This is a genomic window from Devosia faecipullorum (genome assembly GCF_015158295.1).
Lineage (GTDB): Bacteria > Pseudomonadota > Alphaproteobacteria > Rhizobiales > Devosiaceae > Devosia > Devosia faecipullorum.
Genome location: NZ_JACDXV010000001.1, coordinates 1,078,239 through 1,102,119, shown reverse-complemented (window position 1 = coordinate 1,102,119; position 23,881 = coordinate 1,078,239). Strand labels below are relative to the sequence as shown.

Annotated in this window: 30 protein-coding genes; 20 read left to right on the top strand and 10 right to left on the bottom strand. The window is 61.6% G+C overall.

Annotated elements, in window-relative coordinates; all coding sequences use genetic code 11:
- Positions 1 to 15 precede the first annotated feature (15 nt).
- From odhB to uxuA, 15 genes are all read left to right on the top strand, one after another.
- Complete coding sequence (gene odhB / locus H0482_RS05505) at positions 16 to 1,281, top strand: 2-oxoglutarate dehydrogenase complex dihydrolipoyllysine-residue succinyltransferase (protein ID WP_193728984.1); 1,266 nt, start codon at positions 16 to 18, stop codon at positions 1,279 to 1,281.
- Positions 1,282 to 1,451: 170 nt separating this feature from the next.
- Entirely contained in the window at positions 1,452 to 1,892 is a 441-nt protein-coding gene (locus H0482_RS05500) for a hypothetical protein (protein ID WP_193728983.1), read from the top strand.
- A gap of 67 nt (positions 1,893 to 1,959) precedes the next feature.
- Positions 1,960 to 2,454, top strand: coding sequence for a hypothetical protein (locus H0482_RS05495; RefSeq protein ID WP_193728982.1), 495 nt, complete (start codon positions 1,960 to 1,962; stop codon positions 2,452 to 2,454).
- A gap of 54 nt (positions 2,455 to 2,508) precedes the next feature.
- Positions 2,509 to 2,898, top strand: coding sequence for an MAPEG family protein (locus tag H0482_RS05490; protein ID WP_193728981.1), 390 nt, complete (start codon positions 2,509 to 2,511; stop codon positions 2,896 to 2,898).
- Between the two features lie 105 nt (positions 2,899 to 3,003).
- Positions 3,004 to 3,636 carry a LysE family translocator gene (locus H0482_RS05485; protein WP_193728980.1) on the top strand — a complete coding sequence of 211 codons (633 nt, stop codon included), beginning with the start codon at positions 3,004 to 3,006 and terminating at the stop codon, positions 3,634 to 3,636.
- A 20-nt stretch (positions 3,637 to 3,656) separates the two neighbouring features.
- The gene (gene lpdA, locus H0482_RS05480; RefSeq protein ID WP_193728979.1) at positions 3,657 to 5,066 is read left to right on the top strand and encodes a dihydrolipoyl dehydrogenase; all 1,410 of its coding nucleotides are present in this window, start codon (positions 3,657 to 3,659) and stop codon (positions 5,064 to 5,066) included.
- Between the two features lie 269 nt (positions 5,067 to 5,335).
- On the top strand, positions 5,336 to 6,316 hold the full coding sequence (locus H0482_RS05475; protein ID WP_193728978.1) for a TRAP transporter substrate-binding protein: 981 nt from the start codon (positions 5,336 to 5,338) through the stop codon (positions 6,314 to 6,316).
- Between the two features lie 54 nt (positions 6,317 to 6,370).
- Positions 6,371 to 6,895 carry a TRAP transporter small permease gene (locus H0482_RS05470; RefSeq protein WP_330998202.1) on the top strand — a complete coding sequence of 175 codons (525 nt, stop codon included), beginning with the start codon at positions 6,371 to 6,373 and terminating at the stop codon, positions 6,893 to 6,895.
- Between the two features lie 5 nt (positions 6,896 to 6,900).
- Positions 6,901 to 8,181 (top strand): TRAP transporter large permease, encoded by a 1,281-nt coding sequence (locus H0482_RS05465; protein ID WP_193728977.1) that lies wholly within the window; start codon positions 6,901 to 6,903, stop codon positions 8,179 to 8,181.
- A 58-nt stretch (positions 8,182 to 8,239) separates the two neighbouring features.
- Positions 8,240 to 8,935, top strand: a complete 696-nt coding sequence (locus H0482_RS05460; protein WP_230989438.1) for a FadR/GntR family transcriptional regulator — start codon at positions 8,240 to 8,242, stop codon at positions 8,933 to 8,935.
- 3 nt (positions 8,936 to 8,938) lie between these two features.
- On the top strand, positions 8,939 to 9,769 hold the full coding sequence (gene kduI, locus H0482_RS05455) for a 5-dehydro-4-deoxy-D-glucuronate isomerase (RefSeq protein WP_193728976.1): 831 nt from the start codon (positions 8,939 to 8,941) through the stop codon (positions 9,767 to 9,769).
- Positions 9,769 to 10,530 (top strand): 2-dehydro-3-deoxy-D-gluconate 5-dehydrogenase KduD, encoded by a 762-nt coding sequence (gene kduD / locus H0482_RS05450; protein WP_407925689.1) that lies wholly within the window; start codon positions 9,769 to 9,771, stop codon positions 10,528 to 10,530. The genes kduI and kduD overlap by 1 nt, the downstream gene beginning before the upstream one ends.
- Before the next feature lie 3 nt (positions 10,531 to 10,533).
- Positions 10,534 to 10,869 (top strand): cupin domain-containing protein, encoded by a 336-nt coding sequence (locus H0482_RS05445; protein ID WP_193728975.1) that lies wholly within the window; start codon positions 10,534 to 10,536, stop codon positions 10,867 to 10,869.
- 46 nt (positions 10,870 to 10,915) lie between these two features.
- On the top strand, positions 10,916 to 11,533 hold the full coding sequence (locus tag H0482_RS05440; RefSeq protein WP_193728974.1) for a trimeric intracellular cation channel family protein: 618 nt from the start codon (positions 10,916 to 10,918) through the stop codon (positions 11,531 to 11,533).
- Between the two features lie 60 nt (positions 11,534 to 11,593).
- A complete protein-coding gene (gene uxuA / locus H0482_RS05435; protein ID WP_193728973.1) occupies positions 11,594 to 12,814 on the top strand; it encodes a mannonate dehydratase in 1,221 nt (406 codons plus the stop codon).
- Between the two features lie 584 nt (positions 12,815 to 13,398).
- Here the strand turns inward: uxuA and H0482_RS05430 are convergent.
- The 5 genes from H0482_RS05430 to H0482_RS05410 all read right to left on the bottom strand — a co-directional run bounded on the left by H0482_RS05430 (position 13,399) and on the right by H0482_RS05410 (position 17,786).
- The gene (locus H0482_RS05430; RefSeq protein WP_193728972.1) at positions 13,399 to 14,538 is read right to left on the bottom strand and encodes a succinylglutamate desuccinylase/aspartoacylase family protein; all 1,140 of its coding nucleotides are present in this window, start codon (positions 14,536 to 14,538) and stop codon (positions 13,399 to 13,401) included.
- Positions 14,539 to 14,563: 25 nt separating this feature from the next.
- Entirely contained in the window at positions 14,564 to 15,298 is a 735-nt protein-coding gene (locus tag H0482_RS05425; protein WP_193728971.1) for an ABC transporter permease, read from the bottom strand.
- Positions 15,298 to 16,110, bottom strand: coding sequence for an ABC transporter permease subunit (locus H0482_RS05420; RefSeq protein WP_193728970.1), 813 nt, complete (start codon positions 16,108 to 16,110; stop codon positions 15,298 to 15,300). Before H0482_RS05420 ends, H0482_RS05425 begins: the two co-directional genes overlap by 1 nt.
- A gap of 60 nt (positions 16,111 to 16,170) precedes the next feature.
- Positions 16,171 to 16,923 (bottom strand): transporter substrate-binding domain-containing protein, encoded by a 753-nt coding sequence (locus H0482_RS05415; RefSeq protein ID WP_193728969.1) that lies wholly within the window; start codon positions 16,921 to 16,923, stop codon positions 16,171 to 16,173.
- Between the two features lie 65 nt (positions 16,924 to 16,988).
- Positions 16,989 to 17,786 carry an ABC transporter ATP-binding protein gene (locus H0482_RS05410; RefSeq protein WP_193728968.1) on the bottom strand — a complete coding sequence of 266 codons (798 nt, stop codon included), beginning with the start codon at positions 17,784 to 17,786 and terminating at the stop codon, positions 16,989 to 16,991.
- Positions 17,787 to 17,938: 152 nt separating this feature from the next.
- On the opposite strand from H0482_RS05410, the gene H0482_RS05405 reads away from it, so the two are divergent.
- Complete coding sequence (locus H0482_RS05405) at positions 17,939 to 18,730, top strand: YdcF family protein (RefSeq protein WP_193728967.1); 792 nt, start codon at positions 17,939 to 17,941, stop codon at positions 18,728 to 18,730.
- A 54-nt stretch (positions 18,731 to 18,784) separates the two neighbouring features.
- Here the strand turns inward: H0482_RS05405 and H0482_RS05400 are convergent, their stop codons facing one another.
- Together H0482_RS05400 and H0482_RS05395 are read right to left on the bottom strand one after the other, a co-directional pair.
- A complete protein-coding gene (locus H0482_RS05400) occupies positions 18,785 to 18,949 on the bottom strand; it encodes a DUF1328 domain-containing protein (protein WP_193728966.1) in 165 nt (54 codons plus the stop codon).
- A gap of 113 nt (positions 18,950 to 19,062) precedes the next feature.
- Positions 19,063 to 19,857, bottom strand: a complete 795-nt coding sequence (locus H0482_RS05395; RefSeq protein WP_193728965.1) for a response regulator — start codon at positions 19,855 to 19,857, stop codon at positions 19,063 to 19,065.
- Positions 19,858 to 20,005: 148 nt separating this feature from the next.
- Here H0482_RS05395 and H0482_RS05390 point away from each other — a divergent pair, with 148 nt between their 5' ends.
- On the top strand, positions 20,006 to 20,227 hold the full coding sequence (locus H0482_RS05390; RefSeq protein ID WP_193728964.1) for a NepR family anti-sigma factor: 222 nt from the start codon (positions 20,006 to 20,008) through the stop codon (positions 20,225 to 20,227).
- 4 nt (positions 20,228 to 20,231) lie between these two features.
- Positions 20,232 to 20,786 carry an RNA polymerase sigma factor gene (locus tag H0482_RS05385; RefSeq protein WP_193728963.1) on the top strand — a complete coding sequence of 185 codons (555 nt, stop codon included), beginning with the start codon at positions 20,232 to 20,234 and terminating at the stop codon, positions 20,784 to 20,786.
- Here H0482_RS05385 and H0482_RS05380 read toward each other — a convergent pair.
- Positions 20,774 to 21,154, bottom strand: a complete 381-nt coding sequence (locus H0482_RS05380) for a response regulator (protein ID WP_193728962.1) — start codon at positions 21,152 to 21,154, stop codon at positions 20,774 to 20,776. The two genes, H0482_RS05385 and H0482_RS05380, sit on opposite strands and share 13 nt — an antisense overlap.
- A gap of 130 nt (positions 21,155 to 21,284) precedes the next feature.
- Between H0482_RS05380 and H0482_RS05375 the strand changes: the two genes are divergently transcribed.
- On the top strand, positions 21,285 to 22,037 hold the full coding sequence (locus H0482_RS05375) for a Crp/Fnr family transcriptional regulator (protein WP_230989437.1): 753 nt from the start codon (positions 21,285 to 21,287) through the stop codon (positions 22,035 to 22,037).
- A gap of 118 nt (positions 22,038 to 22,155) precedes the next feature.
- Entirely contained in the window at positions 22,156 to 23,064 is a 909-nt protein-coding gene (locus H0482_RS05370; protein ID WP_193728960.1) for a diacylglycerol/lipid kinase family protein, read from the top strand.
- A gap of 14 nt (positions 23,065 to 23,078) precedes the next feature.
- Here the strand turns inward: H0482_RS05370 and H0482_RS05365 are convergent, their stop codons facing one another.
- Both H0482_RS05365 and H0482_RS05360 read right to left on the bottom strand, forming a co-directional pair.
- Entirely contained in the window at positions 23,079 to 23,516 is a 438-nt protein-coding gene (locus H0482_RS05365; protein ID WP_193728959.1) for a hypothetical protein, read from the bottom strand.
- A complete protein-coding gene (locus tag H0482_RS05360; protein WP_230989436.1) occupies positions 23,513 to 23,866 on the bottom strand; it encodes a DUF883 family protein in 354 nt (117 codons plus the stop codon). Before H0482_RS05360 ends, H0482_RS05365 begins: the two co-directional genes overlap by 4 nt.
- Positions 23,867 to 23,881 lie beyond the last annotated feature (15 nt).

Genomic DNA, 23,881 nt, shown 5'->3' with positions numbered 1-23,881 from the left:
AGAAGGACAAATTTCATGTCGACAGAAATCCGGGTTCCGACCCTGGGCGAAAGCGTCTCCGAGGCCACGATCGGCCAATGGTACAAGAAGGTGGGCGATGCGGTCGCCGCCGACGAGCCTTTGGTGGAACTGGAAACCGACAAGGTGACCATCGAGGTGCCGGCCCCTGCCTCCGGCGTTCTGGAAGCCATTGCCGCCAATCCCGGCGATACCGTGGATGTCGGTGCGCTGCTCGGCGCCATCGCCGCCGGTGCCGCTGCCGCTGCTCCCAGGGCCGAGGCCAGAAGCGATACGCCGGCCAATAATGCCGCTGGCCCCGAAGTGATCAAGCCCGAGCCTGCTCCGGCGCCAGTCACCGCCACCGATCGCGCTCCGGCGCCGTCGGCCCAGAAGCTGATCAACGAGAACAATCTCGAAGCCGGGTCCATTGCCGGTTCGGGCAAGGCCGGTCAGGTGCTCAAGGAAGACGTGCTGGCCTCGCTGGCCAAGCCCGCACCCGCGGCTGCTCCGGCCCCCGCGAAGCCTGCCGCCGCTCCGGCACCCGCCGCTGCGCCGCGCGCTCCCGTGGCTGCCGATGATGCATCGCGCGAGGAACGGGTCCGGATGACCCGGCTGCGCCAGACCATCGCCCGCCGCCTCAAGGACGCGCAGAACACTGCCGCCATGCTCACCACCTTCAACGAGGTGGACATGAAGCCGGTGATGGACCTGCGCAATCAGTACAAGGATCTCTTCGAGAAGAAGCATGGCGTAAAGCTCGGCTTCATGGGCTTCTTCACCAAGGCGGTGGTGCATGCTCTCAAGGAAATCCCCGCGGTCAATGCGGAGATCGACGGCGATGACCTGATCTACAAGCAATATGCCCATATCGGGGTGGCCGTCGGCACTGACAAGGGCCTGGTCGTTCCGGTCGTGCGTAATGCCGACCAGATGAGCATTGCCGAGATCGAGAAGGAGATCGGCAATCTCGGTCGCAAGGCCCGCGACGGCGCGCTCTCCATGGCCGACATGCAGGGCGGCACTTTCACCATCTCCAATGGCGGCGTCTATGGCTCGCTGATGTCCACGCCCATCCTCAATGCTCCCCAGTCGGGCATTCTGGGCATGCACAAGATTCAGGAGCGTCCGGTCGTGGTCGGCGGTCAGATTGTCATCCGCCCGATGATGTATCTGGCGCTCAGCTACGATCACCGGATCGTGGACGGCAAGGAGGCGGTGACCTTCCTCGTCCGCGTCAAGGAGAGCCTGGAATCGCCCGAGCGTCTGGTGCTCGACCTCTAGGTTCAGCCACATTTTGTTCTTAGAAGGGCTCGCTTCGGCGGGCCCTTTTTCGTGGCTCACCGAATGGTGTGTCGACAAGCCTGTGAATGCTAACAGTCTGTTAGCGAATTGAGGTTTTATGCGGTGCACACGCGCCGTTTTGCGACAAGGCGCTGATCGGAGGACATATTTTGCGACGGAAACTGGTCTTCGCCGCCGCCTTTGTCATCGCCATCCTGCCGGCACAGGCCGAGGATGATGCCGCCCTGATCGGGGAATTGATGGCCTTTCACGGCTCCAAGGCCATCGTCGAAGCCATGACCACCCATTGCTACGAAAATACCGGCCTCGACGGCGCCTACACAGAAGCCGCTGCGAACTGGTACTTGAGGAATATCAGTTACTTGGACCTGGCGGACCGGGTAATCAACCGATTGGGTGGCGGTGCCGAAGGTCAGCAGGAAGCCGCCGAAATCTATGGCGGCAGCCAGATCATGAGTGCCTATAACCAGGCCGGCGACAAGACAGTTTTCTGCCGGACCTTTCTGGAACAGGTCGAAAACGGCCTGCTCGACATCGACAAACAACTCCCCGAAATCCTGAAACGCGCGCAGGAAATTTCGGCCTCCTGACCCCCCTGAAGCGGGGTGGAAGCAGGGTGTCGATTGCGGATACTTGCTGAGAATTCAGGAGGTTATCATGCGGGTGTGGCTTGCTTTCTCTCTGACATTGCTGCTCGGAGGCTCCGGCCTGGCGGAGGAATGCACGCTGCATAATGCCCGCTACAAGCAGCCCGACGCGCCGTGGTATCTGACCTTCCAGCGCGTCCCGCAAATTGCCGCCGCTAACCAGATCGCCGCCTTCTATCTGGAAATGCCCAATTCCGGCGTTACGCTGAATGGCGCGGTGCATGTGCCCAATGGCTTTGGCGCGCCGATCTGGTCGATCAGCGGCGTCTGCGGTCCGGGAACCAGCGAAATCTGCGCATTTCCGGACGAAGACCGGCATTCTCCTATTTATGGTCTTTACGACGGAAAGGTGCGTTTTCTCGACAGCGAGCCGGGATCGAACGCGCCCGAACAGCTTATCGTGCCCGACCTTGCCGCCAGCATCTGGTATTCGCAATATCGCAATGACGAATGGTTCGATGCGGTTTCTCCCGGTGACGCTTTCATGCTCGATGGTTGCAAATGATCCGATTGTGCTGGCCGTTCGTTCTTCTATCATGACGCCAGCCAAGGAGAATAAATGTCCATCGAACTGACTATGCTGATCTGGAGCGCGGTGCTGGCTCTCGCCTATGTCATTGTGCAGTCCACCGCCTATCGTCTCGACTATGGCGTGCGCTACGCCGGAAGCCAGCGGGACAATGAACGCTCGCCGAACAAGTGGGCGGCACGGGGCGAGCGGGCGCTGCGCAACTTCCTTGAGACCTACGGCATCTTCATCGCCCTTGCCGTGGCCACGGAATTGTCCGGTCGTTCCGACGGGCTGACCCAATGGGGTACCCAAATCTGGTTCTGGGCGCGCGGGGCCTATCTGCCCGCCTATTTCATTGACGTTCCGCTGATGCGTTCTGCCTTCTGGATGGTGTCGTTGATCGGGCTGGTGCTGATATTCGTGGGTGTCGCGTTCTAGCATAGGGTCTTGCCGCATGGGCAGGGCATCACACGGCCCTGTCCGTTGCCCGGCGCACCGGCGTCGTGTATCGCTGGCTTTGCTTGTTCATGCGCGGTGGCGGCAATGGAATTTCCCTGGCTGGAATTTGTGGGTCTGATGCTGGCCTTCGGCATCAATGCCGTCATTCCGGGCGCCGATTTCGCCATGGTATTGCGCCAGTCGGTGGTGCTGGACCGTCGTGCCGCGATCATGACCTCGGCCGGCGTGGCCACTTCAATCCTCGTGCATGGCACCTACACATTGCTTGGCGTCGGCGTGATCGTCGGTCAGTCGCTGCTGCTGTTCAATATTCTCAAATGGGCCGGCGCGGCCTATCTCGTATGGCTGGCCGTCTCGGCATTGCGCAGCCCGCCGCCGCGACTGCCGGACGTGGCCGATCAGGCCGGGATGGGCAAGGGCGACATGGCCGCCTTTGCTCTGGGTTTCCTGACCAATCTGCTCAATCCCAAGGCGGTGCTGTTCTTCCTCGCCCTTTTCACCTCGCTGGTGTCTGCCCACACCGATGGGCAGGCCAAGGTGATCTATGTGGGCAGCATGAGCCTCATGCTTTTTGCCTGGTTTGCACTGGTGTCGGTCTTCTTTACGACCGCTTCGGTACGGCAAGGCTTTTTCCGCGCGGGCCGGTGGTTTAATCGCGTTACCGGCATTACATTTCTGGCGCTGGCTGTTCGTGTCGCTTTGGCACAGCAGCGCTGATCACTCTTCGAGGCAAGACAATGGCAGACCAATTCGACCTTACCATCATCGGTTCCGGCCCGGGCGGCTATGTCTGTGCGATCCGCGCGGCACAATTGGGCATGAAAGTGGCCGTGGTCGAGAAGTGGGCGACGCTGGGCGGCACCTGCCTCAATATCGGTTGCATCCCCTCCAAGGCGCTGTTGCACGCCTCCGAAGTGTTCGAAGAGGCCGGGCATGGCTTCAAGGCCCTGGGCATCGACATTCCGGCGCCGCAGCTCAATCTCAAGCAGATGATGAACCATCGGGCCGAGACGGTGGCGTCCAATGTCGGCGGCGTGGACTACCTGTTCAAGAAGAACAAGATCACCGTATTCCGCGGCATCGGTTCCATTCCCGCGGCCGGCAAGGTTCTGGTGACGCCCCAGAGCGGCCCGCAGACCGAGATCGCAACCAAGAATATCGTTATCGCCACCGGGTCGGTCTCGGCCAATCTGCCGGGCATCGTGATCGACGAGAAACAGATCGTGACTTCCACCGGCGCGCTGACGCTGGAGCAGGTGCCGAACAAGCTGGTGGTCATCGGCGCCGGCGTCATCGGGCTGGAGCTGGGCTCGGTGTGGATGCGCCTTGGCGCCCAGGTCACCGTGGTCGAATATCTCGACCGTATTCTGCCGGGCATGGATAGCGAAGTGGCCCGCCAGTTCCAGCGCATGCTGCAAAAGCAGGGCATGGAATTTAAGCTGTCGAGCAAGGTTGCCGGTATCGACAAGCAGGAGAACGGCTCGCTGCAGGTGCGCGTCGAGCCCGCCAAGGGTGGCGAGGCGGAAAGCCTTGAGGCGGATGTGGCGCTGGTCGCCATTGGCCGCAAGCCCTTCACCGAGGGGCTTGGCCTCGACATTGCCGGGGTGGCGCTGGATGAGCGCGGCCGCGTACGGGTCGATGCCCAATACAAGAGCTCGGTGGACGGCATCTATGCCATCGGCGACGTGATCGTCGGCCCGATGCTGGCGCACAAGGCCGAAGACGAGGGCATCGCCGTGGCCGAAATTCTTTCGGGGCAGGCGGGGCATGTCAATTATGCCGCCATTCCCGCCGTGGTCTATACCACGCCCGAAGTGGCTTCCGTGGGCAAGACCGAGGACGAGCTCAAGGCCGAGGGGATCGACTACAAGATCGGCAAGTTCCCCTTCACCGCCAATGGCCGGGCCAAGGCGATGCTGGCTACTCAGGGTTTTGTGAAAATTCTTGCCGATGTCAGCACCGACCGCGTGCTGGGCGCTCATATCGTGGGCAAGAATGCCGGTGAGATGATCCATGAATTGGTGACTTTGATGGAATTTTCCGGTGCGGCCGAGGATCTGGCGCGCACCACCCATGCCCATCCCACGTTGTCCGAAGCCATCCGCGAAGCGGCACTGGCCCTGGGCGACGGCGCGATCCACATCTAGCCACGCTATCCTCACCGAATTCGAGACCCTGAACCCCCGGCCTGTCCGGGGGTTTTTCTTTGCCGGTACGTCGCCCCGACGGCATGCTCATCTTCCAGGAGTCATCATACAACTTGACAACTATTGTATGTTGACTTGTGATTTCATCTTCCATACCAGTTTGCAGGCGACCCGTTCATGTGCAAATGGGGCCGGAAGGGATGGTGGTTTGTTCCGCCGTTGCGGCTGCGTGGGGATAGGCGGGTCCACAAGCAAATTGGGAGGAATTCATGTTACATCTGCCAAAAATGGCGGCTGCTGCCGTCATTGCGTCCAGCCTGATGATGTCTGCCGCGAGCGCCCAGACGGTGCTGCGCTCGTCCGACACTCATCCTGATGGCTATCCCACAGTCGAAGCCGTCAAGAAGTTCGGCGAATTGCTGAGCGAAAAGACCGGTGGTCGCTACTCGGTGGAAGTGTTTCACTCGGCCCAGTTGGGAGGCGAGGCCGACACGATCGAGCAGACCCAGTTCGGGGTGATCGATCTCAATCGAATTTCCATCGGTGCCTTTGGCACCCAGGTTCCTGAAGCCACCGTGACGCAATTGCCGTACATCTTCCGTTCCGCCGAGCATTTCCACAATGTACTCGATGGTCCGATCGGCGAGGAAATCTTGGCGGCATTCGATGCCGTGGATGTGGTGGCGCTGGCCTATTACGATGGCGGCGCACGTTCGTTCTACAACAGCTCCAAGCCGATCACGACGCCCGCTGACATGGACGGGATGAAGTTCCGCGTCATGCAGTCCGACATTTTCGTCGACATGGTCGGCGCGCTGGGCGGCAATGCCACCCCGATGCCTTATGGCGAAGTCTATTCCGGCATCCAGACCGGCGTTATCGACGGCGCCGAGAACAATTATCCGAGCTATGACACTGCCGGTCATGCCGAAGTCGCCAAATTCTATTCGCTGGACGAGCACCTGATGGTGCCCGAAGTGCTGGTCGTTTCCAAGATCATCTGGGATGGGCTGGATGCCGACGTCCAGGCCGCGATGCGCGAAGCCGCCAAGGAATCGGTGGGCTATCAGCGTGACCTCTGGGCTGCCAAGGAAATCGAGTCCAAGGCCGCAGTTGAAGCGCTCGGTGCCACGATCAACACTGTGGACAAGACGCCGTTCATCGAAGCGATGAAGCCGGTCTACGAGAAATACGTCACCGACCCGGCTTTGAAGGATCTGGTCGCGCGCATCCAGGCCACCGAAGGCTGATCGAATGCCGGGCCGACGCAAGCCGGCCCGGCTCCCATTTCGGAGGATTTTCTCGTGAGACAATGGCTCCTGCCTGCCAGCAATGTGCTGCGGGCCACATCCAATGCCGCGCTGTGGCTCGCTGGCGTCGGACTGGTGCTGATGACGGCGATCGTGGCCTTTCAGGTCTATATGCGCTTCGTGGTCAATGCTTCTCCGTCCTGGACCGAAGGCGCGGCGATCATGCTGATGAGCTGGTTCATTTTTCTGGGCGCCGCGGTCGGCGTGCGTGAGAATTTCCACATGGGGTTCGACGTGCTGATCTATGTGCTGCCCAAGGCGGCCAAGGGCACGCTGCGCACGATCAGCGACCTCGCTATTTTCGCCTTCGCGTTCGGCATGGTCTATTATGGCGCTCTGCTGGCTATTCGCGGCTGGACCGTGAGCATTCCGGTTCTGCACCTGCCGCAGACCATGACCTATCTTCCCATCGTCATTTCCGGCTTTCTGATGTGCCTTTACGCCCTTGAGCGCATTTTGCTGCGCCTTGCCGGCGAGCCCGTCGACGAGCCTCCTGCTGAACTCGTGACCGAGGCCTGATCGCCATGGAATATTGGATCCTCTTCGGTGTGTTCACTGCACTGATGATGGTGGGCACGCCCATCGCCTTCTGCCTCGGAATTGCCAGCTTCGCGACCATCGTCTATCTCGGACGCCCTGCCATCGTGGTGTTCCAGCAGCTCAATTCGGGCCTTGCCGGGTTTACGCTCCTCGCCATTCCCTTCTTCATCTTTGCCGGCGACCTGATGATGCGCGGCGGTATCGCGGCGCGGATCATTTCCTTTGCCGGGGCGTTGATCGGCCATGTCCGCGGCGGGCTGGGCCAGGTGAACGTCGCCGCCTCGACCCTGTTCGGCGGCATTTCCGGCTCTGCGGTCGCCGAAGCGGCGGCGGTCGGCGGCATCATGATCCCGCAGATGAAGGCGCGTGGCTATGGCGCCGATTACGCGGTCAATGTCACCTCGATGGCGGCGCTGATCGCGCTGCTCTTACCGCCCAGCCACAACATGATCATCTATTCGCTGTCGGGCGGGGGCCGCATCTCGATCGCGGACCTGTTCACGGCGGGGATCATCCCCGGTCTGCTCCTGGCCGGGGCGCTGGGCCTCACCGCCTATGTCGTAGCGGTGAAGCGCGGCTATCCGACCGAACCATTTCCGGGCTTTTACAAGGCGTTTCAATATTTCCTCGTGTCCATTCCGGGCCTGATGTTGATTGGCATCATCTTTGGCGGCGTGCGGTCGGGCGTGTTCACAGCCACGGAAAGCTCCTGCATCGCGGTCATCTATGCGCTGCTGGTGACACTGCTGGTCTATCGGTCGCTGACCTGGAGCGAATTCGTGCATTCGGTGCTCGGGGCGGTGCGCACCACCTCCATGGTGCTGTTCATCATCGGCGCGGCGGCCTCGTTCGGCTGGCTCATGGCCTATCTTCGGGTGGCGCCGATCCTGACCGACATGATTTCGACGCTGACCACCGATCCGATCATGGTGCTGCTGCTGATCAATGTCATGCTGCTCGTGCTTGGCACGTTCATGGATATGGGGCCGCTGATCATCATCACCACGCCGATCTTCTTGCCGATGGTGCAGAAATTCGGCGTCGACCCGGTGCATTTCGGCGTCATCATGATCCTCAATCTGGGTATCGGCCTCAATACGCCGCCGCTCGGGCCGGTGCAGTTCGTGGCGGCAGCGGTGGGCAAGATCTCGATCTGGACGGCGATGAAAAGCGTATTGCCTTTCTATGCCGCCGGTCTCATCGTGCTGGGGCTGGTCACCTACATTCCGGCCTTGTCGCTGTGGCTGCCGAGCCTGTTCCGGTAATGCCATGTCAATGATGGAAGCCACACCGCCGCCAGCCCGAAAGCCCAAGCTCGCCGATATGGTCATTGATGCAATGCGCAAGCGCATCAATGGCGGCGAATTGGGGCCGGGCGACAAACTGCCGACCGAAAGCCAGCTGTCCAGCCATTTTGGCGTCAGCCGCACCGTGGTGCGCGAAGCCATTGCGGCGCTGGCGGCGGACGGCATGGTGCAGCCGCGACAGGGCGCAGGCGTCTTCGTCATGGCGCAGGCCAGCTCGGCCTTCAGCGCCATTGCCGGGATGCGCTCCAACAAGATTTCGGTCGCGCTCAACGTGCTTGAAGTGCGCATGGGGATCGAGATCGAGTCGGCCGCACTGGCGGCGCAGCGGCGCAGTGCCAGCCAGCAAGCCGCCATCCACGAGGCATGGAACGAGTTCGGCCGCCTGCTCGAGCGGAATGTTCCCACCGGCAAGACGGACTTCTCGTTTCACCGGGCGATTGCCGAGGCAACCAACAATCCATTCTATATCGAGGTGCTCGAAGCGCTGGGCAGCCGGACTATTCCCTGCGACGTGGCCTCGCCCTGGGGCACGGACAGCGTGCTGACCTATGAATACCAGGTGGGGCTGCATGAAGAGCACCGCCTTATCCTTGACGCCATTTCCGCCCGCGACGCCGATGGCGCGCGGGAGGCCATGCGCGATCACCTTTCGCGCAGCCAGGATCGCTATCGTAGCCGACTGGCTGAGAATGCCAGAACAGACAGGATCTGAGAAATGAACGCCGACTTCGATATTCGCTTCGCCATCGACCCGATCAGCGCGGCGGCCATGGGCACGGGTGAGTTGCGGGAGAATTTCCTGATCGACGATCTGTTCGCCCCCGGCCAGGTACGCTGGACCTATAGCCATTACGATCGCATGGCAGTCGGCGGCGCGGTGCCCGATGGCAGCGCGCTGGCGCTGGACACGATCAAGCCGGCGGGTACCGCCAATTTTCTCGACCGGCGCGAACTGATCGCGGTCAATATCGGGGAGGCCGGTACGATCACCGTCGATGGGGTGGATCACGCGCTTGGGGTCCGCGACATGCTCTATATCGGCAGGGGTGTGAAGACGGTCCGATTTGCCGGCGATGGGGCGAAATATTACCTGCTCAGCGCCCCGGCGCATGCGAGCCACCCGACCACGCTTTTGCAGCAGAAAAACGCCAAGCGGCTCGATATGGGTGCCGGCGCCACGGCAAACGAACGCTCCATCTATCAATATGTGAACGCGGACAGCGTGAAGACCTGTCAGCTGGTGGTGGGGCTGACCCAGTTCGCTCCCGGCTCGGTGTGGAACACCATGCCGGCGCATGTGCATGACCGGCGCATGGAAGCCTATCTTTATTTCGACCTGCAACCGGACGCCTTTGTCATGCATCTGATGGGCGAACCCGACGAAACCCGCCACCTGATCGTGCGCAACGAGCAGGCCGTCTTGTCGCCGCCCTGGTCGATCCATGCCGGGGCAGGTACGGGGGCCTATACTTTCATATGGGCGATGGCCGGGGATAATGTCGATTACACCGATGTCGAGAAGGTCGGCATGGACGAGCTGCTCTGATGAACTTTTCAGCCTTCGGCCTCGCCGGCAGGACCATCATGGTCACCGGCGCCAATACCGGCATCGGGCAGGGGATCGCCCTCAGCATCGGCCGCGTTGCCGGCAAGGTCATCGGCGTCGGCCGGTCCGGCATGGACGAGACGGCGGCCTTGATGGCGGATCATGGTGCCGATTTTGTCGAGATGCGCGCCGACCTGGCTTCGACCCGGGATGCGCAGGCCATGTTCGAGGCCGCTTGGGAGCGATATGGTCCCATTGACGGCCTGGTCAACAATGCCGGGATCATCAAGCGGGTCGATGCGGTGGATTTCACCGAACACGATTGGGACGCGGTGATGGACATCAATCTCAAGACCATGTTCTTCCTCAGCCAATCGCTTGCCCGCAAGGCGCTGGCGGCGGGACGGAAGGCACGCATCGTCAATATCGCGTCCATGCTCAGTTTCCAGGGCGGCATCCGGGTGGCGAGCTATACCGCGTCCAAGAGCGGCGTCCTGGGCATTACCAGGCTATTGGCCAATGAATGGGCGGCGAGAGGCATCAATGTGAACGCCATCGCGCCCGGCTATATCGAGACCAACAATACCGAGGCGCTGCGCAATGATCCCGATCGGTCGGCAGCGATCCTGGGCCGCATTCCGGCGGGGCGCTGGGGCGTTCCTTCCGATATCGGCGACGCGGCGGTGTTCCTGTTGGCACCGGCTTCCAATTACATGCACGGCGCCGTCATCCCGGTCGATGGCGGCTGGCTTGCGAGGTAGATCATGACCGAACAGAGATTTTTCGCCCAAGCCGAGGCCAGTGCCTGGACCGAATTGGGGCCGGGCAATACGCGGCGGGTGCTGATCCATACGCCCGAATTGATGCAGGTGGAGTTCGGCTTCGAGCAGGGTGCGATCGGCGCTCCCCATACTCATCCGCATATCCAGGTGAGCTATGTGGCCGAGGGCCGGTTCGAAGTGACCATCGATGGCGTCACCGAAGTGGTCGGGCAGGGCGGCAGTTTCATCGTTCCCTCCGGCCTCGTCCACGGTGTCGTGGCGCTGGAGAAGGGGCGGCTGGTGGACGTGTTCACGCCCCACCGTGCCGACTTTCTTTAGCCGCGCATTGGCTGGTATGTGAGCGCATCATTGTTTGAGGACGACCATGCTGCTCATTGCTTTTTATATCGCGATAACCGCCGAGGCGATGAGCGCGGCGCTGGCGGCGGGACGCAGGAATATCGATTGGTTCGGGGTTTGCCTCATTGCCTGTGTGACGGCGCTTGGCGGCGGAACGATCCGCGACATTCTGCTCGATCATTATCCGCTCTATTGGGTGGAGAATCCCTATGTGCTGGTCCTGGTCTGCGGCGCGGCGCTGCTGACCATTCCGCTGGCGCGGCTGATCGACCGGCTGAAATGGCCCTTTCTGCTGCTCGACGCGCTGGGCCTCGTGGTCTTCACGGTTATCGGCTGCAATATCGGTATCGATGCGGGAGTGCATCCCATCATCGTCATCGTGGCCGGCATGGTCACGGGGACGGCTGGCGGCATCCTGCGCGATGTTTTGTGCAACGATATTCCACTGATCTTCCAGGGCGAGCTTTATGCGACGGTCTCGATGATCACCGGGATCATCTATTTCGCCGGGCTGGGCGCGGGACTGCCAATCGATCTGATGATCATCGCATCCGCCGCGCTCGGCTTTGCCCTGCGGGTCATGGCGCTGGCCTTCCACTGGGAGATGCCGAAATTCGTCTATGACCGGGACATGCGCAAGTGAGTGATTTCAACGCCAAGGCCGGATTGGCCAAGGCATTTTTTCAGCAGTAGGAGTTTTAAGGTGCGACAGACGTGGCGGTGGTTCGGCCCCAACGACCTCACCAGCATTGACGATATTACCCAGGCGGGCGCCGTCGGCGTGGTCAGCGCCCTGCATCACGTGCCCAATGGGGCGGTGTGGACGCCGGAGGAGATCGCCAAGCGTCACCAGGAGATCGGCACCCGCAAGGACGGCTCGGCCTCGGGGCTGACATGGGATGTGGTGGAAAGCCTGCCGGTCAGCGAGGACGTCAAGAAGCAGAAGGGCGATTGGCGCGAGCATATCGCCAATTACAAGGTGTCGATGCGGCATCTGGCGGAGAGCGGCATCGAGACCATCTGCTACAATTTCATGCCGGTGCTCGACTGGACGCGGACCGATCTGCGCTGGAGCGTCGCCCATGGCGGCTCGTGCATGCGGTTCGACATCAATGACTTTGCCGCCTTTGACATCCACATTCTCCAGCGCCCCGGCGCCGCGGCGGATTTCACCAATGCCATCGCCGACGAGGCCGGACGGCGGTTCGAAGCGATGGAGGAGGACGACAAGAAGCAGCTGGCCCGCAATGTGACCATGGGCCTGCCGGGTTCGACCGAATCCATGACCCTTGGCGATGTGCAGGCGCATCTGGACGAATATGGTGCGATCAGCCGCGAGCAATTGCGCGCCCATTTTGTCGATTTCCTCGAAGAGGTGGTGCCGGTGGCCGAGAATCTGGGCCTGCGTCTTTGCTGCCATCCCGACGATCCGCCCTTTGCCCTGTTGGGCCTGCCGCGCATCATGTCCACCGAGGCGGATTACAAATATATCCTCGATGCCGTCGATAGCCCGGCCAATGGCATGACCTTCTGCACCGGCTCGCTGGGGGCGCGGCCCGACAATGACCTCCCGGGGATCGTTTCGCGCTTCGGGCCGAAAATTCACTTCCTCCACCTGCGCAATGTGAAGCGGGACAGCGAGGCCATTGCCGGCTCGTTCTATGAGGCCGAGCACCTGGCCGGCGATACCGACATGGTGGCGGTGATCGCCGCCATCATCGGTGAGGAGCGCCGCCGCAAGGCCGAAGGCCGCCGGGATTGGCAAATCCCCATGCGTCCCGATCATGGGCAGGACATCCTGGACGATCTGAGCCGGCGCTCGCAGCCGGGCTATCCGACCATCGGGCGGATGAAGGGACTGGCGGAATTGCGCGGGGTGATGACGGCACTCGAACATGCCCATTGGGGGCTGGCGGGGCGCTGAGGACATCCGTGCGTGAAGAAGCGCCGGACGGCCATGGGCCTCCGGGTATGCTGGTGTGCCGCCGCCTCGAAGCTGCGGCGTGGGGCGAAATTCGCCTCGGTGCCGGTGGTCCGGCAAAGGTATAGGTTGAGGAAAACCTCGCCCCACGCACCGGCGGCTCGTTCAACGCGCTGGGTCCGGCGGAAATACGTCCGCTCCGATCCATGAGGGACTGCTTCGTCTTCGCCCTGCTGGCGACGTGGCAGCTGCCGATCCGGTGCAGCCGGAAGGGCCCGACATGGTTCCCCGGGGAGAGTACCGGGGGTCCGTCCATAGGCGCGAACGGAAGAAAGGCGACCCCTTCTCCATCCGGTCCCCCCCACCGATTGTTCGTCGCGACCGCGCAGCCTGTGCAGGAGTACGGATAATGTGCCTGAGGTTTCGGGGGAGGGGGATAGAGGGGATAAGTCGGGGAGGCGGCTATCCGCATCCCGATGGACTTTGTGTTTGCGGAAGCTGCGGAACCCCCATTCTCGTTCCCTCCCCTCAGGGGGGAGGGAGGCGCAGGAGTGGATGGATGGGGGATTTTGGCGAAGCAGGGGCGGCTAATCTTCCAGCAGATAGCCGCCGGCGCGAGTAGGGAGGATGTCGGTGCCAACGATCTTGGCGACCGAGGAGCCCGTTGCCGCATATTTGGCGCTGGCGCGGGAGAGGATGAAGCCGTCGGTGCCGGCGCAGATCGGGGTGCGGGCGAGGAAGGCATCGGGGCCATCCATGGCGATCAGGTCGGCGACGATGTCGCCCTTCTTGACGCGATCGCCCAGGCTGACGCGATAGGCGAGCAGGCCGGGACGGTTGGCGCGCAAGACTTCAGTGGCTTCGAAAGGCGTTGGACCCGGCGCCGGGCTGGCGGGGGCGGCGCTGGCCTCGATGAGGCCCCGATCGGCGAAGAAATCAAACAGGCCCTGCGCGTCGGCAATGCCCGTCTGGTCATGGGTGTCGGCCTGGCCGCGATATTCCAGCGTGGCGGTTTCAGCGCCCATGGGAATGGGAAAGCCCGGATTGGCCTGCTGCGCCTTGCGATATAGGCCGGGCAGCACTTCATCGAAGGAGCCGCCGCCACTGTCCTCGGCGGTGAGGGTCGCCGCCGCGCCCATGCGGTCGGCCAGTGCTTGCAGGCCGGGCAGGAATTCGGGCGAGGTGAAGATGTGGATGAGGCTTTCATCGTCGCAATGCAGGTCCAGCACGATGTCGGCGTCATGGGCTGATTTCAGCACCGCGAGCCGCAATTTCTGCGCGGCGGTCGCCGGTTGCTGGCTGTCGAGCCAGTCGCCGACTGCCTTGCGGATGGCGGCGATATTGGCCTTGGGGTCAGCGGTCAGATTTCCGGCCAGCGTTTTGGCGATCTGCGGGTAAAGATCGGGCCAGCGGCGATTGAAATTGATGCCGGTCTCGAGATCGTAGCGGCCGATATGGCGGCGCAGCACCCGGGTGGCGAGTCCCAGCGGATTGACCGATGGAAAGACGACGAAACGGGCCTTGAGCCGGCCAGCCGCATCGGCGTCGCGCAGCATGGGCAGGAGGTGGTGCAGCACCATTGTGCCCGGCTGTTCGTCGGCATGGAGCGCGGCCTGCAGGTGAACCTTGGTGTCCGCCGTGTCGGGGCCGATGGAATAGGAATAAAGCGTCGTCGAATGGCCGGGAGCGTCGCCCGGCAGGGTCAGCGTATGCTGTTGGAACGTCATGGCAATATCCTTGCGTGGAAACGCTTCAGCGGAACCATTTGGGGGCGAAGCGCATGCCGGGCGTGGCCGGCAGGTGGCGCATGAGGCGCTGATAGATGAGGCCGAAAATAAAGAAGATCACCAGCGACACGAGCAGGAAATAGAGCGCCGCCACGGAGAAATGCAGGAAGGCGTTGAAATCGCGCTCGAACAGGTTCTTGGCCGTGCTCATGAGGTCGCGCTGGGCTCCAACCACCGGCAGGGCGAAATAGACGATGGCCGTGGCGTGGAACAGGAAGACCACTTCATTGGTATAGGCCGGCCAGGCGAGGCGGATGAGGCTGGGCCAGACGATGCGGCGGAATTGCTGGCTGCGGCTCATGCCATAGGCGCGCGCTGCCTCGATAGCCCCGCGCGGCACGGCGCGCAGGGCGCCGTAGAAGATCTCGGCGGTATAGGCACCGGTATTGAAGATCAGCACCAGCGGGCCGATGAACAACGGATGCAGCACGAAGCCGGAAATGCCCAGCGGCCGCCACAGGCTCATATTGAGCGAAAGGGCGAGCGAATAGAACATGAAGAACTGGATGAAGAGCGGCGAGCCCCGAAAGGCATAGATATAGCCGCGCGACAGCCTGTTGATCAGTGGATTGGATGAAGCCTTGCCCAGAGCCAGGAACACCGCCAGCACGAAGCCGATGGGGATGGAGGCGGCGGCGAAATAGATATTATAGAGAACCGCCGGAGCCATGATGGAAAGATCGTCGAAAAGTCCCTGCATCAGCCGTTCGCCTCGCTCAGAATGCCGCGACCGGCGCGGCGCATGATCGCTTCGAATGCGCGCTCGGACAGCCAGGTGACGAGGATATAGAAGACGAAGAGCACGAGATAATAGCGCCAGCGCCAGTCATCGTGGACGAGGCCCACCGTGGGCAGGTAATTGGGCGCACCGAGCCGGTCGGCCCAGAGTACGATGTCGGCGATCTGGAGCAGGGACAAGAGCGAGGTGGCCTTGATGATCAGCATCCAGACATTGGAGAGGCCCGGCAGCGCATAGACCCACATCTGGCGGATATGGACGCGCCAGAGCACCTGCCTCGCGCTCATGCCATAGGCACGCGCCGCTTCGAGCTGGCCATGGGGCACCGAGCGCATGGCGCCGTGAATGACATTGGTGGCGAAGGCGCCATAGACGAGGCCGAGCGATACGCTGGCCAGAAGCAGATATTCCCAGGTGCCCAGGAACCAGTTGGCCTCCCGGCAGGGTGGCCAGGGCGCGGATTGCGCGGCAATGGTTTCCACCGTGCAGACCTGGGTGGCGACGAACCATTCCACCGCCTGCTCGAAGGCAAGGGGGAAGAACAGGAAGAACAGCACGTCCGGCACACCGCGCACGATGGCCGAATAGAAGGAGCCGGCCAGACGGAAGGGCAGGAAGCGCGAATTTTTCAGCGTGGCCCCAGTGAGGCCGAAGACGACGGCCAGCGCACCGCCCAAAAGGGCAGCGAAAATCGTGAACTGGAAGCTGGCATACCAGGTCAGGTGCTTGCCATTGGTGAGGTAGCCGACCCAGAAGGCGATGTCTTCAAACATGCTGTCTCATATGGGGTGGCCCCTCCCGCGAACGGGAGGAGCGAGAATCAAGAAGCCGGATTATTCGGCGAAATAGGGGCCCTGGCCGTCGAACCACTGGGCGATCAGCTTGTCCACGGTCCCATCGGCCTTGAGGGCGGTGATGGCATCGTCGATCTTGGCCTTGAGATCGGCCTCGTCCTTGCGCAGGCCCGCGCCGACGCCGCCGCCGACCAGAATGTCTTCGCCGACGAATTCGATGGCGCCGTTGGCAGCGGTCACGACCTGTTCGAGATAGGAGCCGTCGGCCAGGATAGTGTCGAGATTGCCGGCCATGAGATCGGCCATGTTCTGGTCCGCCGTGGCGAAGGAGACGATGGTATTGCCGTCAGCCAGATTTTCTTCGGCATAGGCGGCCTGGATCGTGCCGCTCTGGACGCCGATGCGCACGCCGGTCAAGGCCGAGAAATCGAGATTGGTGCCGGGCGCGGCAACGAATTTGGACGGATCGGGCGGGAAATAATTCTGCGTGAAATCGATGGTGGCGAGGCGTTCCTCGGTGATCGACATGCCGGCCATGATCAGGTCGTAATTGCCGGCGAGCAGGTTGGGAATGATAGAATCCCAGTCGTTGAGGATCCACTCGCAGGACAGACCGGCGGTTTCGCAGATGGCGTTGCCCAGATCGATCTCGAAACCAGCAGGCTCGCCGGCATCGTTGAGGAAGTTCCAGGGTGCATAGGCGCCCTCGGTGGCGATGCGCACAGTTTGCTGCGCGAAAGCCGGAGTGGCGAGGGCGAGAACGGCCGTGGCCGCCAGCATCATCTTTTTCATCAATGTCTCTCCGTTCGGTTTTTAGTGTGATTTACGCCCGGTTTTCCGGGTCGGTTCCCAATGCGTCAGGAATGGCTTGCGGCATTGAGGAATTGCCTGAGGCGCGCCGATTTGGTGGCGCCGAAAACCTCGTCTGGACTGCCTTCTTCCTCGACCAGGCCCTGATGCAGGAAGATCACCCGGTCGGAGACCGAGCGGGCGAAATCCATGTCATGGGTGACGAGGACCATGGTGCGGCCTTCATCGGCGAGCAGCTTGATGACGCGCAGCACTTCCACTTCCAGCTCGGGATCGAGCGCCGATGTGGGCTCGTCGAACAGCATGACGCGCGGATTGATGCAGAGGGCGCGGGCAATGGCGGCGCGCTGCTGCTGGCCGCCGGACAATTGGGCCGGATAGGCGTCGGCCTTGGCGCCAATCCCTACCTTGTCGAGCATGGCGCGCGCTTCCGCCTCGACTTCTGCGCGCCGGCGCTTCTGCACGATCAGGGGCGCTTCCATGACATTTTCCAGAATGGTCATGTGTGCCCACAGATTGAAGGACTGGAACACCATGCCGAGTTCGGAGCGGATGCGGCGGATCTGGTTCTCATCGCCGATCCGGCGCGTGACGCCCTTGCCGTCGAGCGCGATGATCTCGCCATCGATCAGCACATCGCCGTCATCGGGAATTTCGAGCATGTTGATGCAACGCAAGAGCGTTGACTTGCCCGAGCCGGACGAGCCGATGAGCGAAACGACCTGACCTTCGCGCGCGGTAAATGAAATGCCCTTGAGAACGTCCAGATTGCCGAAAGACTTGTGCAGATTGCGCAGTTCGACAACAGGAGATGCTCCCGCGACGGCGGGTTCAGTTTGCGTCATGCTCACCTTGGACCCGCTGGACGGGGCCTTCCTGACCGGCGATTGCCTTATTGTGCTGCTGGCAATCTTGACCGTCTGGTAGAAAAGCCACAAGCCCGTGGGATAGCAAGCGAAAAAGCTGCCTGTTCGAAACGGTTGGAGATGTTTGCCTAATGTTTTTTGTCGCGTCGAAGGCGTTCTGGCTGTTGATGCAGCCAATCAGCGTGGTGCTTCTGCTGATTCTGGCGGGACTGGCGTCGGTGCTTTTGCAGCGGCGCAAAAGCGCCATCGTGCTGATAGCGGTGGCAGCATTGGTGCAGGGACTGCTCGGATTTACCAGCTTTGGCTATGTGCTGATCCAGCCGCTGGAGGACCGGTTCGCCGCCCCGGAGACGCTGGCCGGGGAGGTCGGCACGATCGTCATGCTGGGCGGGGCGACCATGGCGCGACCAAGCACTGCCCGGCAGATTGCCGAACTCAACCAGGGCGGCGACAGGCTGACCACGACCCTCTGGCTGGCGCAACGCTATCCACAAGCGCGGATCGTGCTGAGCGGCGGGGGCGGGTTGTTCAGCGGGGACACCGAAAGCGAGGCTGAGACCGTGCGCCGGTTTATGGTGGGGTTCGGGATAAGCGAGGACAGGTTGGTGCTGGAGCAAGACTCGCGCAATACGGCGGAGAACGCCGCCTTTACCAAGGCGGCGCTGGCCGATGCCGATGGTGCAATCGTTTTGGTGACCTCGGCCTTCCACATGCCGCGCTCGGTGGGGCTATATCGCGCCGCCGGCGTGGATGTGGTGCCCTGGCCAACCGATTATCGCAGCACCGGCATGCAGGGACTGGCGCTGGACCTTGCAAATCCGAACCAAAATCTGGACACCGCCACGACGGCGATCAGAGAATGGATCGGCTTGCTTGCCTATTTCGCGACCGGGCAGATCGGTGATCTGTTCCCCTCGCCTTAGGCGCTGGACGTCTTGACGCGGCGGTCTGGTTCTAGGTTCTGTGGCGGTCTGGTTCTAGGTTCTGCGGAACAGGCCGATAACAACCGAAATCACGAGGAAGGCGAGGAAGAGGAAGAACAAAATCTGCGCGATTCCGGTCGAGGCACCAGCAATGCCGCCGAAGCCCAGAACGCCGGCGATCAGCGCGATCACGAGAAAAACGAGTGCATAATACAACATGGGAAGCTCCGCGAATTTGTCTGCCGGATAAACGTTCAGGGCAGGTCGGGGTTCCTTCGCCCAAGAAAAAAGGCCGGCTCATGGCCGACCTTTTTCCCTGCAATTTCCGATATTTAGGCCGCTGCGCGCGATCCGTCATCGAAGAACAGGGCCTGGCTGATCAGCGCCTTGACCATGTCGGGATTGAACGGCTTGGTGACGAGAAAAGTCGGCTCCGGCCGTTCCCCGGTCAAGAGGCGTTCGGGGAAGGCGGTGATGAAGATGACCGGCACCGAATGGGTGTTGAGAATGTCGTTGACCGCGTCAATACCGGAACTGCCATCGGCAAGCTGGATGTCGGCAAGGATCATGCGGGGCTGGGTCTGATTGAACAGAGACACGGCTTCCTTGTGGGTGCGGGCAATGCTCACCACCTTATGGCCGAGGCTCTGGACCATCTGCTCGATGTCCATGGCGATCAGCGGCTCATCCTCGATGATCATGATCTCAGTCGCCACCTGGCGAGAAATCTCGTGCGACGCCTGATCCAGCAATCCGGAGAATTCATCGTCCGAGACGGAGAGAATTTCGGCCGCCTGCTCATGGGTAAAACCTTCGACGGCGACGAGCAGGAAGGCCTGACGCGGGCGCGGCGCCAGATTGGCCAGATTGGCAGCGGCGCGCTGTTCCCAGACGAAGTTCGAAGCGGGCTGAGGTACATTCACCGCAGAATTGGAAAACAGGGCGGAGAACAGTTTGTACAGAGCGATACGATCGCTGGAGGCGTCGGGAAAAAGCGAGATATCGGCGATCAGGGTTTCGAGCGTGGCTGCCACATAGGCATCGCCGGAAGTCTGCGATCCCGTGACAGCTCGTGAAAACCGGCGCAGATATGGCAGGTGCGGAGCAATCCGCGTGGACAAAGACATAGACGCATTCTCCCAGGTGACGCTTGTGATTTACCTCACAGCGATTTCAAACGAGTAGAACGGATAAAAGTTCCGCGAGGGTGGAACTTTTTTGGAGCTGGGCCATTTGGAGCTTCAGGGATGGCAAGACTGATCGGTCAGACGGAATATGAAAAAACAAAATTGGGCAAGCCAGCAGCGCGTGGGCACGCAGCCAGGGCGGGATGATGGTGGGCTCGGGCCGAACTCGGATATCGGCTCGCGCCTGCGTGCGCTTTATGGCGCGGTGCAGGAGGAGGGGGTGCCCCATCAATTGCTCGACCTGCTGGAAAAACTGGACAATGCCGAGAGAGCGCAAAGCGCCGAACCCGTGAAACAGGACGGGGAGTGATGGCATGAGCGCGGAAGGAACTTCGTTCAAGCGCGAAATGCTGGCAACCTTACCCAGCTTGCGGGCCTTTGCCGTGTCCCTGACCGGCAAGCACGACAAGGCTGACGATCTGGTGCAGGACACGGTGATGAAAGCCTGGGCCAAACAGTCGAGCTTTCAGATGGGCACCAATATCAAGGCCTGGCTCTTCACCATTTTGCGCAATGAATTTTACAGCCAGATGCGCAAGCGTGGCCGCGAAGTGCAGGATAGCGACGGCATCTTTACCGAGCGGCTGTCGGTGCACCCGTCGCAATATGGCTCGATGGACCTGGAAGACTTCAAACAAGCCCTGTCCAAACTGCCGGACGACCAGCGCGAGGCGATCATCCTGATTGGAGCCTCCGGCTTTTCCTATGAGGAAGCCGCGGCGATCTGTGAATGCGCCGTGGGCACGATGAAAAGCCGCGTCAGCCGCGCCCGCTCGCGGCTCACCGAATTGTTGCAGATCAGCGGCGAAGCTGATTACGGTCCCGATGCCGTGTCGGCCCAGGTGACGTCTGGCAATCATTCGTTCTGATTTTCGGAACACTCCAACAGCGCGCGCACCGCGTCGGCCAGCTGGTCGTCAAGCACCGGCTTTACCAGGATTGGCATGTTCGGCAGGCCGGCCATGTTGCTGGCGAGTTGTCCGTCGGCGGTCAGCGCGATAACGGGTATTCCTGCCTCCCGCGCCGATATGACAAGCTCGAGCCGATCGGGCCAGCCAGCCTCGATCTCGATGACGATCAAAGCTACGCCGCTCCATGAACCGTCTGCACCGAGGCCGTGATCGGGGCTTTTCAGCAGGACGATGTCTGTTGCGCCGAGGCCCTGCAAGACGGTCTCGATGCTCAATGCGATGATCATTTCCGTCTCGATGACGAGAACGGTTTTTCCGGCCAGCATGAGGGGCGCCCTTTCGCCGATTAGGCCGTCATTGCACCCATAGCGGCGAAATTGTCATTTAACTTTGACATGCGGAACGCTACTGGGGCCGGCGCGTTTGGGGTTGGACAAAATAGCGTCAGGTTATGTCTTGAGCCTCATTCTTCCCTCCGCCAGCCGGCGTGTGCCATGCGAGCAATGTCCGTTGCGCGCCCTGCAGCTTTTCCGAGATTTCATGCCTGAAGAATTGCGCTTCGTCTCCAGTTTCAAGACCGGCGAGATGGTGGCGGAACAGGGTGCGGTGATCCTTTCGGAAGGCACGCATAGCGCGCATCTTTATACGCTCCTGTCCGGCTGGGCCTTTCGGTTCAAGACGCTGGCGGACGGACGCCGGCAAATCCTCAATTATATCCTGCCCGGCGATCTGGTCGGATTGCAGGGTTCGGTGATCGGCGAAATGGAGCATTCGGTCGAGGCGTTGTCTCCGCTGGTGCTGTGCGTATTTCAGCGGGACCGGCTGGATGAATTGTTCGGCGGCTATCCCGGCCTCGGCTTCGATGTCACCTGGCTGGCGGCGCAGCAGGAGCGGATGCTGGACGATCACCTCTTGAGCCTGGGGCGCCGCACGGCGCTGGAGCGGGCCGCCTATCTATTGTCCTTCCTACATCAGCGGTCTCTGGCGCTCAATATAAGGCGCGAGCGGATCGAAATCCCGCTGACCCAGCAGCATGTCGCCGACACACTCGGCCTTTCGATTGTTCACACCAACAAGACGCTGCGCAAGCTGGCCGGCCTTGGCCTCGTGCGCTGGCTTGGCCGGGCCTGCGAGGTGCTGGACCTGGATGGCTTGATGAAGGTCGCCGGCTGGGAGGGGCTGAGCGAACGCAAACGCCCCTTAATCTGAGCCATGGCCGCCGCAATCTGGTCATTGCCGCCACACAATAGGGAATTATCGGAAATTCAGTTCCATTTGACGCTGCCGATGGCGGCGCGCCCTTCCTGAAACGCGCTGGAGTGACGACATGCGGTTCCTTGCCATTTTGAACAAGGATGGAGGAACGCTCCGATCCATGGATCTCGATGCGTTCTGTCGTCAGGCCGAGGCGCTGTTTGCCGAGGAGGGCCACCACCTCGTATGCCGCAAGGTCGGCGCCGATGCGGTGGAGGCGGCGCTGGACGAAGTCGCCAATGATCCGGAGGTCGATGTGATGCTGGCCGGCGGCGGCGACGGCACGATCTCCGCGGCGGCGGCCGCTGCCTATAGGAGCGGCAAGCCGCTGGCGGTCCTGCCGGCGGGCACGATGAACCTTTTCGCGCGAGCCCTGGACATGCCGCTTGAGCTCGACCAGGCGCTGGCATCAATCGCGCGCGGAACGATCGAGACGATCGATATCGCCACCGCCAATGGGCGGCCTTTCGTGCATCAGTTCGGGGTGGGCATCCATGCCAGGCTGGTGAAGATCCGCAATGAAATGACCTATCGCGACCGCGCGGGCAAAATGCTCGCCAATCTCAGGGCCATTATCGCCGCTGCCATCGACCCGCCGCGCTTCGAGGTGGAAATGGTGAGCCCCGACGGCGCCAGAAAACAGACCGTTTCCGGCATTGCCGTATCCAATAATCCACTCGGAGACGGGCCTATCCCGGTGGCTGGGCGGCTCGATAGCGGTCTGCTCGGCGTCTATGTGGCGGCCGGAACTTCGAGCCGCGACCTGTTTGCGCTTGGCCTCGATGTCTTTATCGGACGTTGGCGGGACAATGCATTGGTCAGCGAAGCGGAAGTGCCCGAACTGGTGCTGCGATTTCCCAAGAAGAAGCGGGGCAATCATGCTGTGGTGGATGGGGAATTGATCCGGCTCGAACCGAGCGTGACGCTCAAGATTCATCCGCGCGCCCTGGCAGTGGTTCGGCCAGGCGGAGAGGCCGCCTGACCGGGGAGCAACGCTCAGTCGTCGCCGCGATTTTCCCGGATCAGGGCAATCGCGGTGATGGCGGCAGCGGGCAGACCCAACTTGACGATCAGCGGCGACTTGAGGAAGACCGGCAGCGCAGTCAGCGCCGCTGTGGTCAGAAATGCGGCGGATTCACTGGACTTCCGGCGTTCGGCCAAATCGCGTCTCTTGTGCCCCTTGCCCAGCAGGGTGCCGAGATAAAGCGCCAGGGCAACGAGGAGAAATACCCCGCCCAGGATCAGGGCGGCAATGATCGGGCTGAACAAATCCGCCAAGGCCAGATAACCCGCGATGGTGAGAAATATGGCTGCGGCCAAGAGGAAGAGCGCCATCAATCCGTAAAGGACGGCGGCAGCCCGGGCTCGGGCTGCGACGCTTTCCAGTTCCAGGCCGAACAACGCCGCCAGAGGCGCGATCAGCCCCATGGTCAATGCCGGGTCAAAAGGGCAAGGACAAAACCAATGCCGGCGGCGGTGGCGACGGCGGTCAGTGGTTTATCGCGGATCGTGTCCTTGAGCTGCTTTTCCACCTGCTCGGCCTGATCCTGCGCATCGCTCAGCATTTCCTCGCCCTTGCGCTTGATCTGCTTGAGTTCGCTCTTGGCGATGGCCTTGGCCTCACCCACCTTCTCGCCGGTGAGCTTGCTCAGGGTTTCGGTAATCGATTTCAGATCGTCCTGCAGCTGGGAAACCTGCGCTTCCAGTTCCTGTTCGCGGGACTTGCTGGCATCGGCAGTGCCGGCTTTGCGACGATTGGGTGCCATATCGGTCGTGGTCGCCATAGGAGGCTCCTTTTT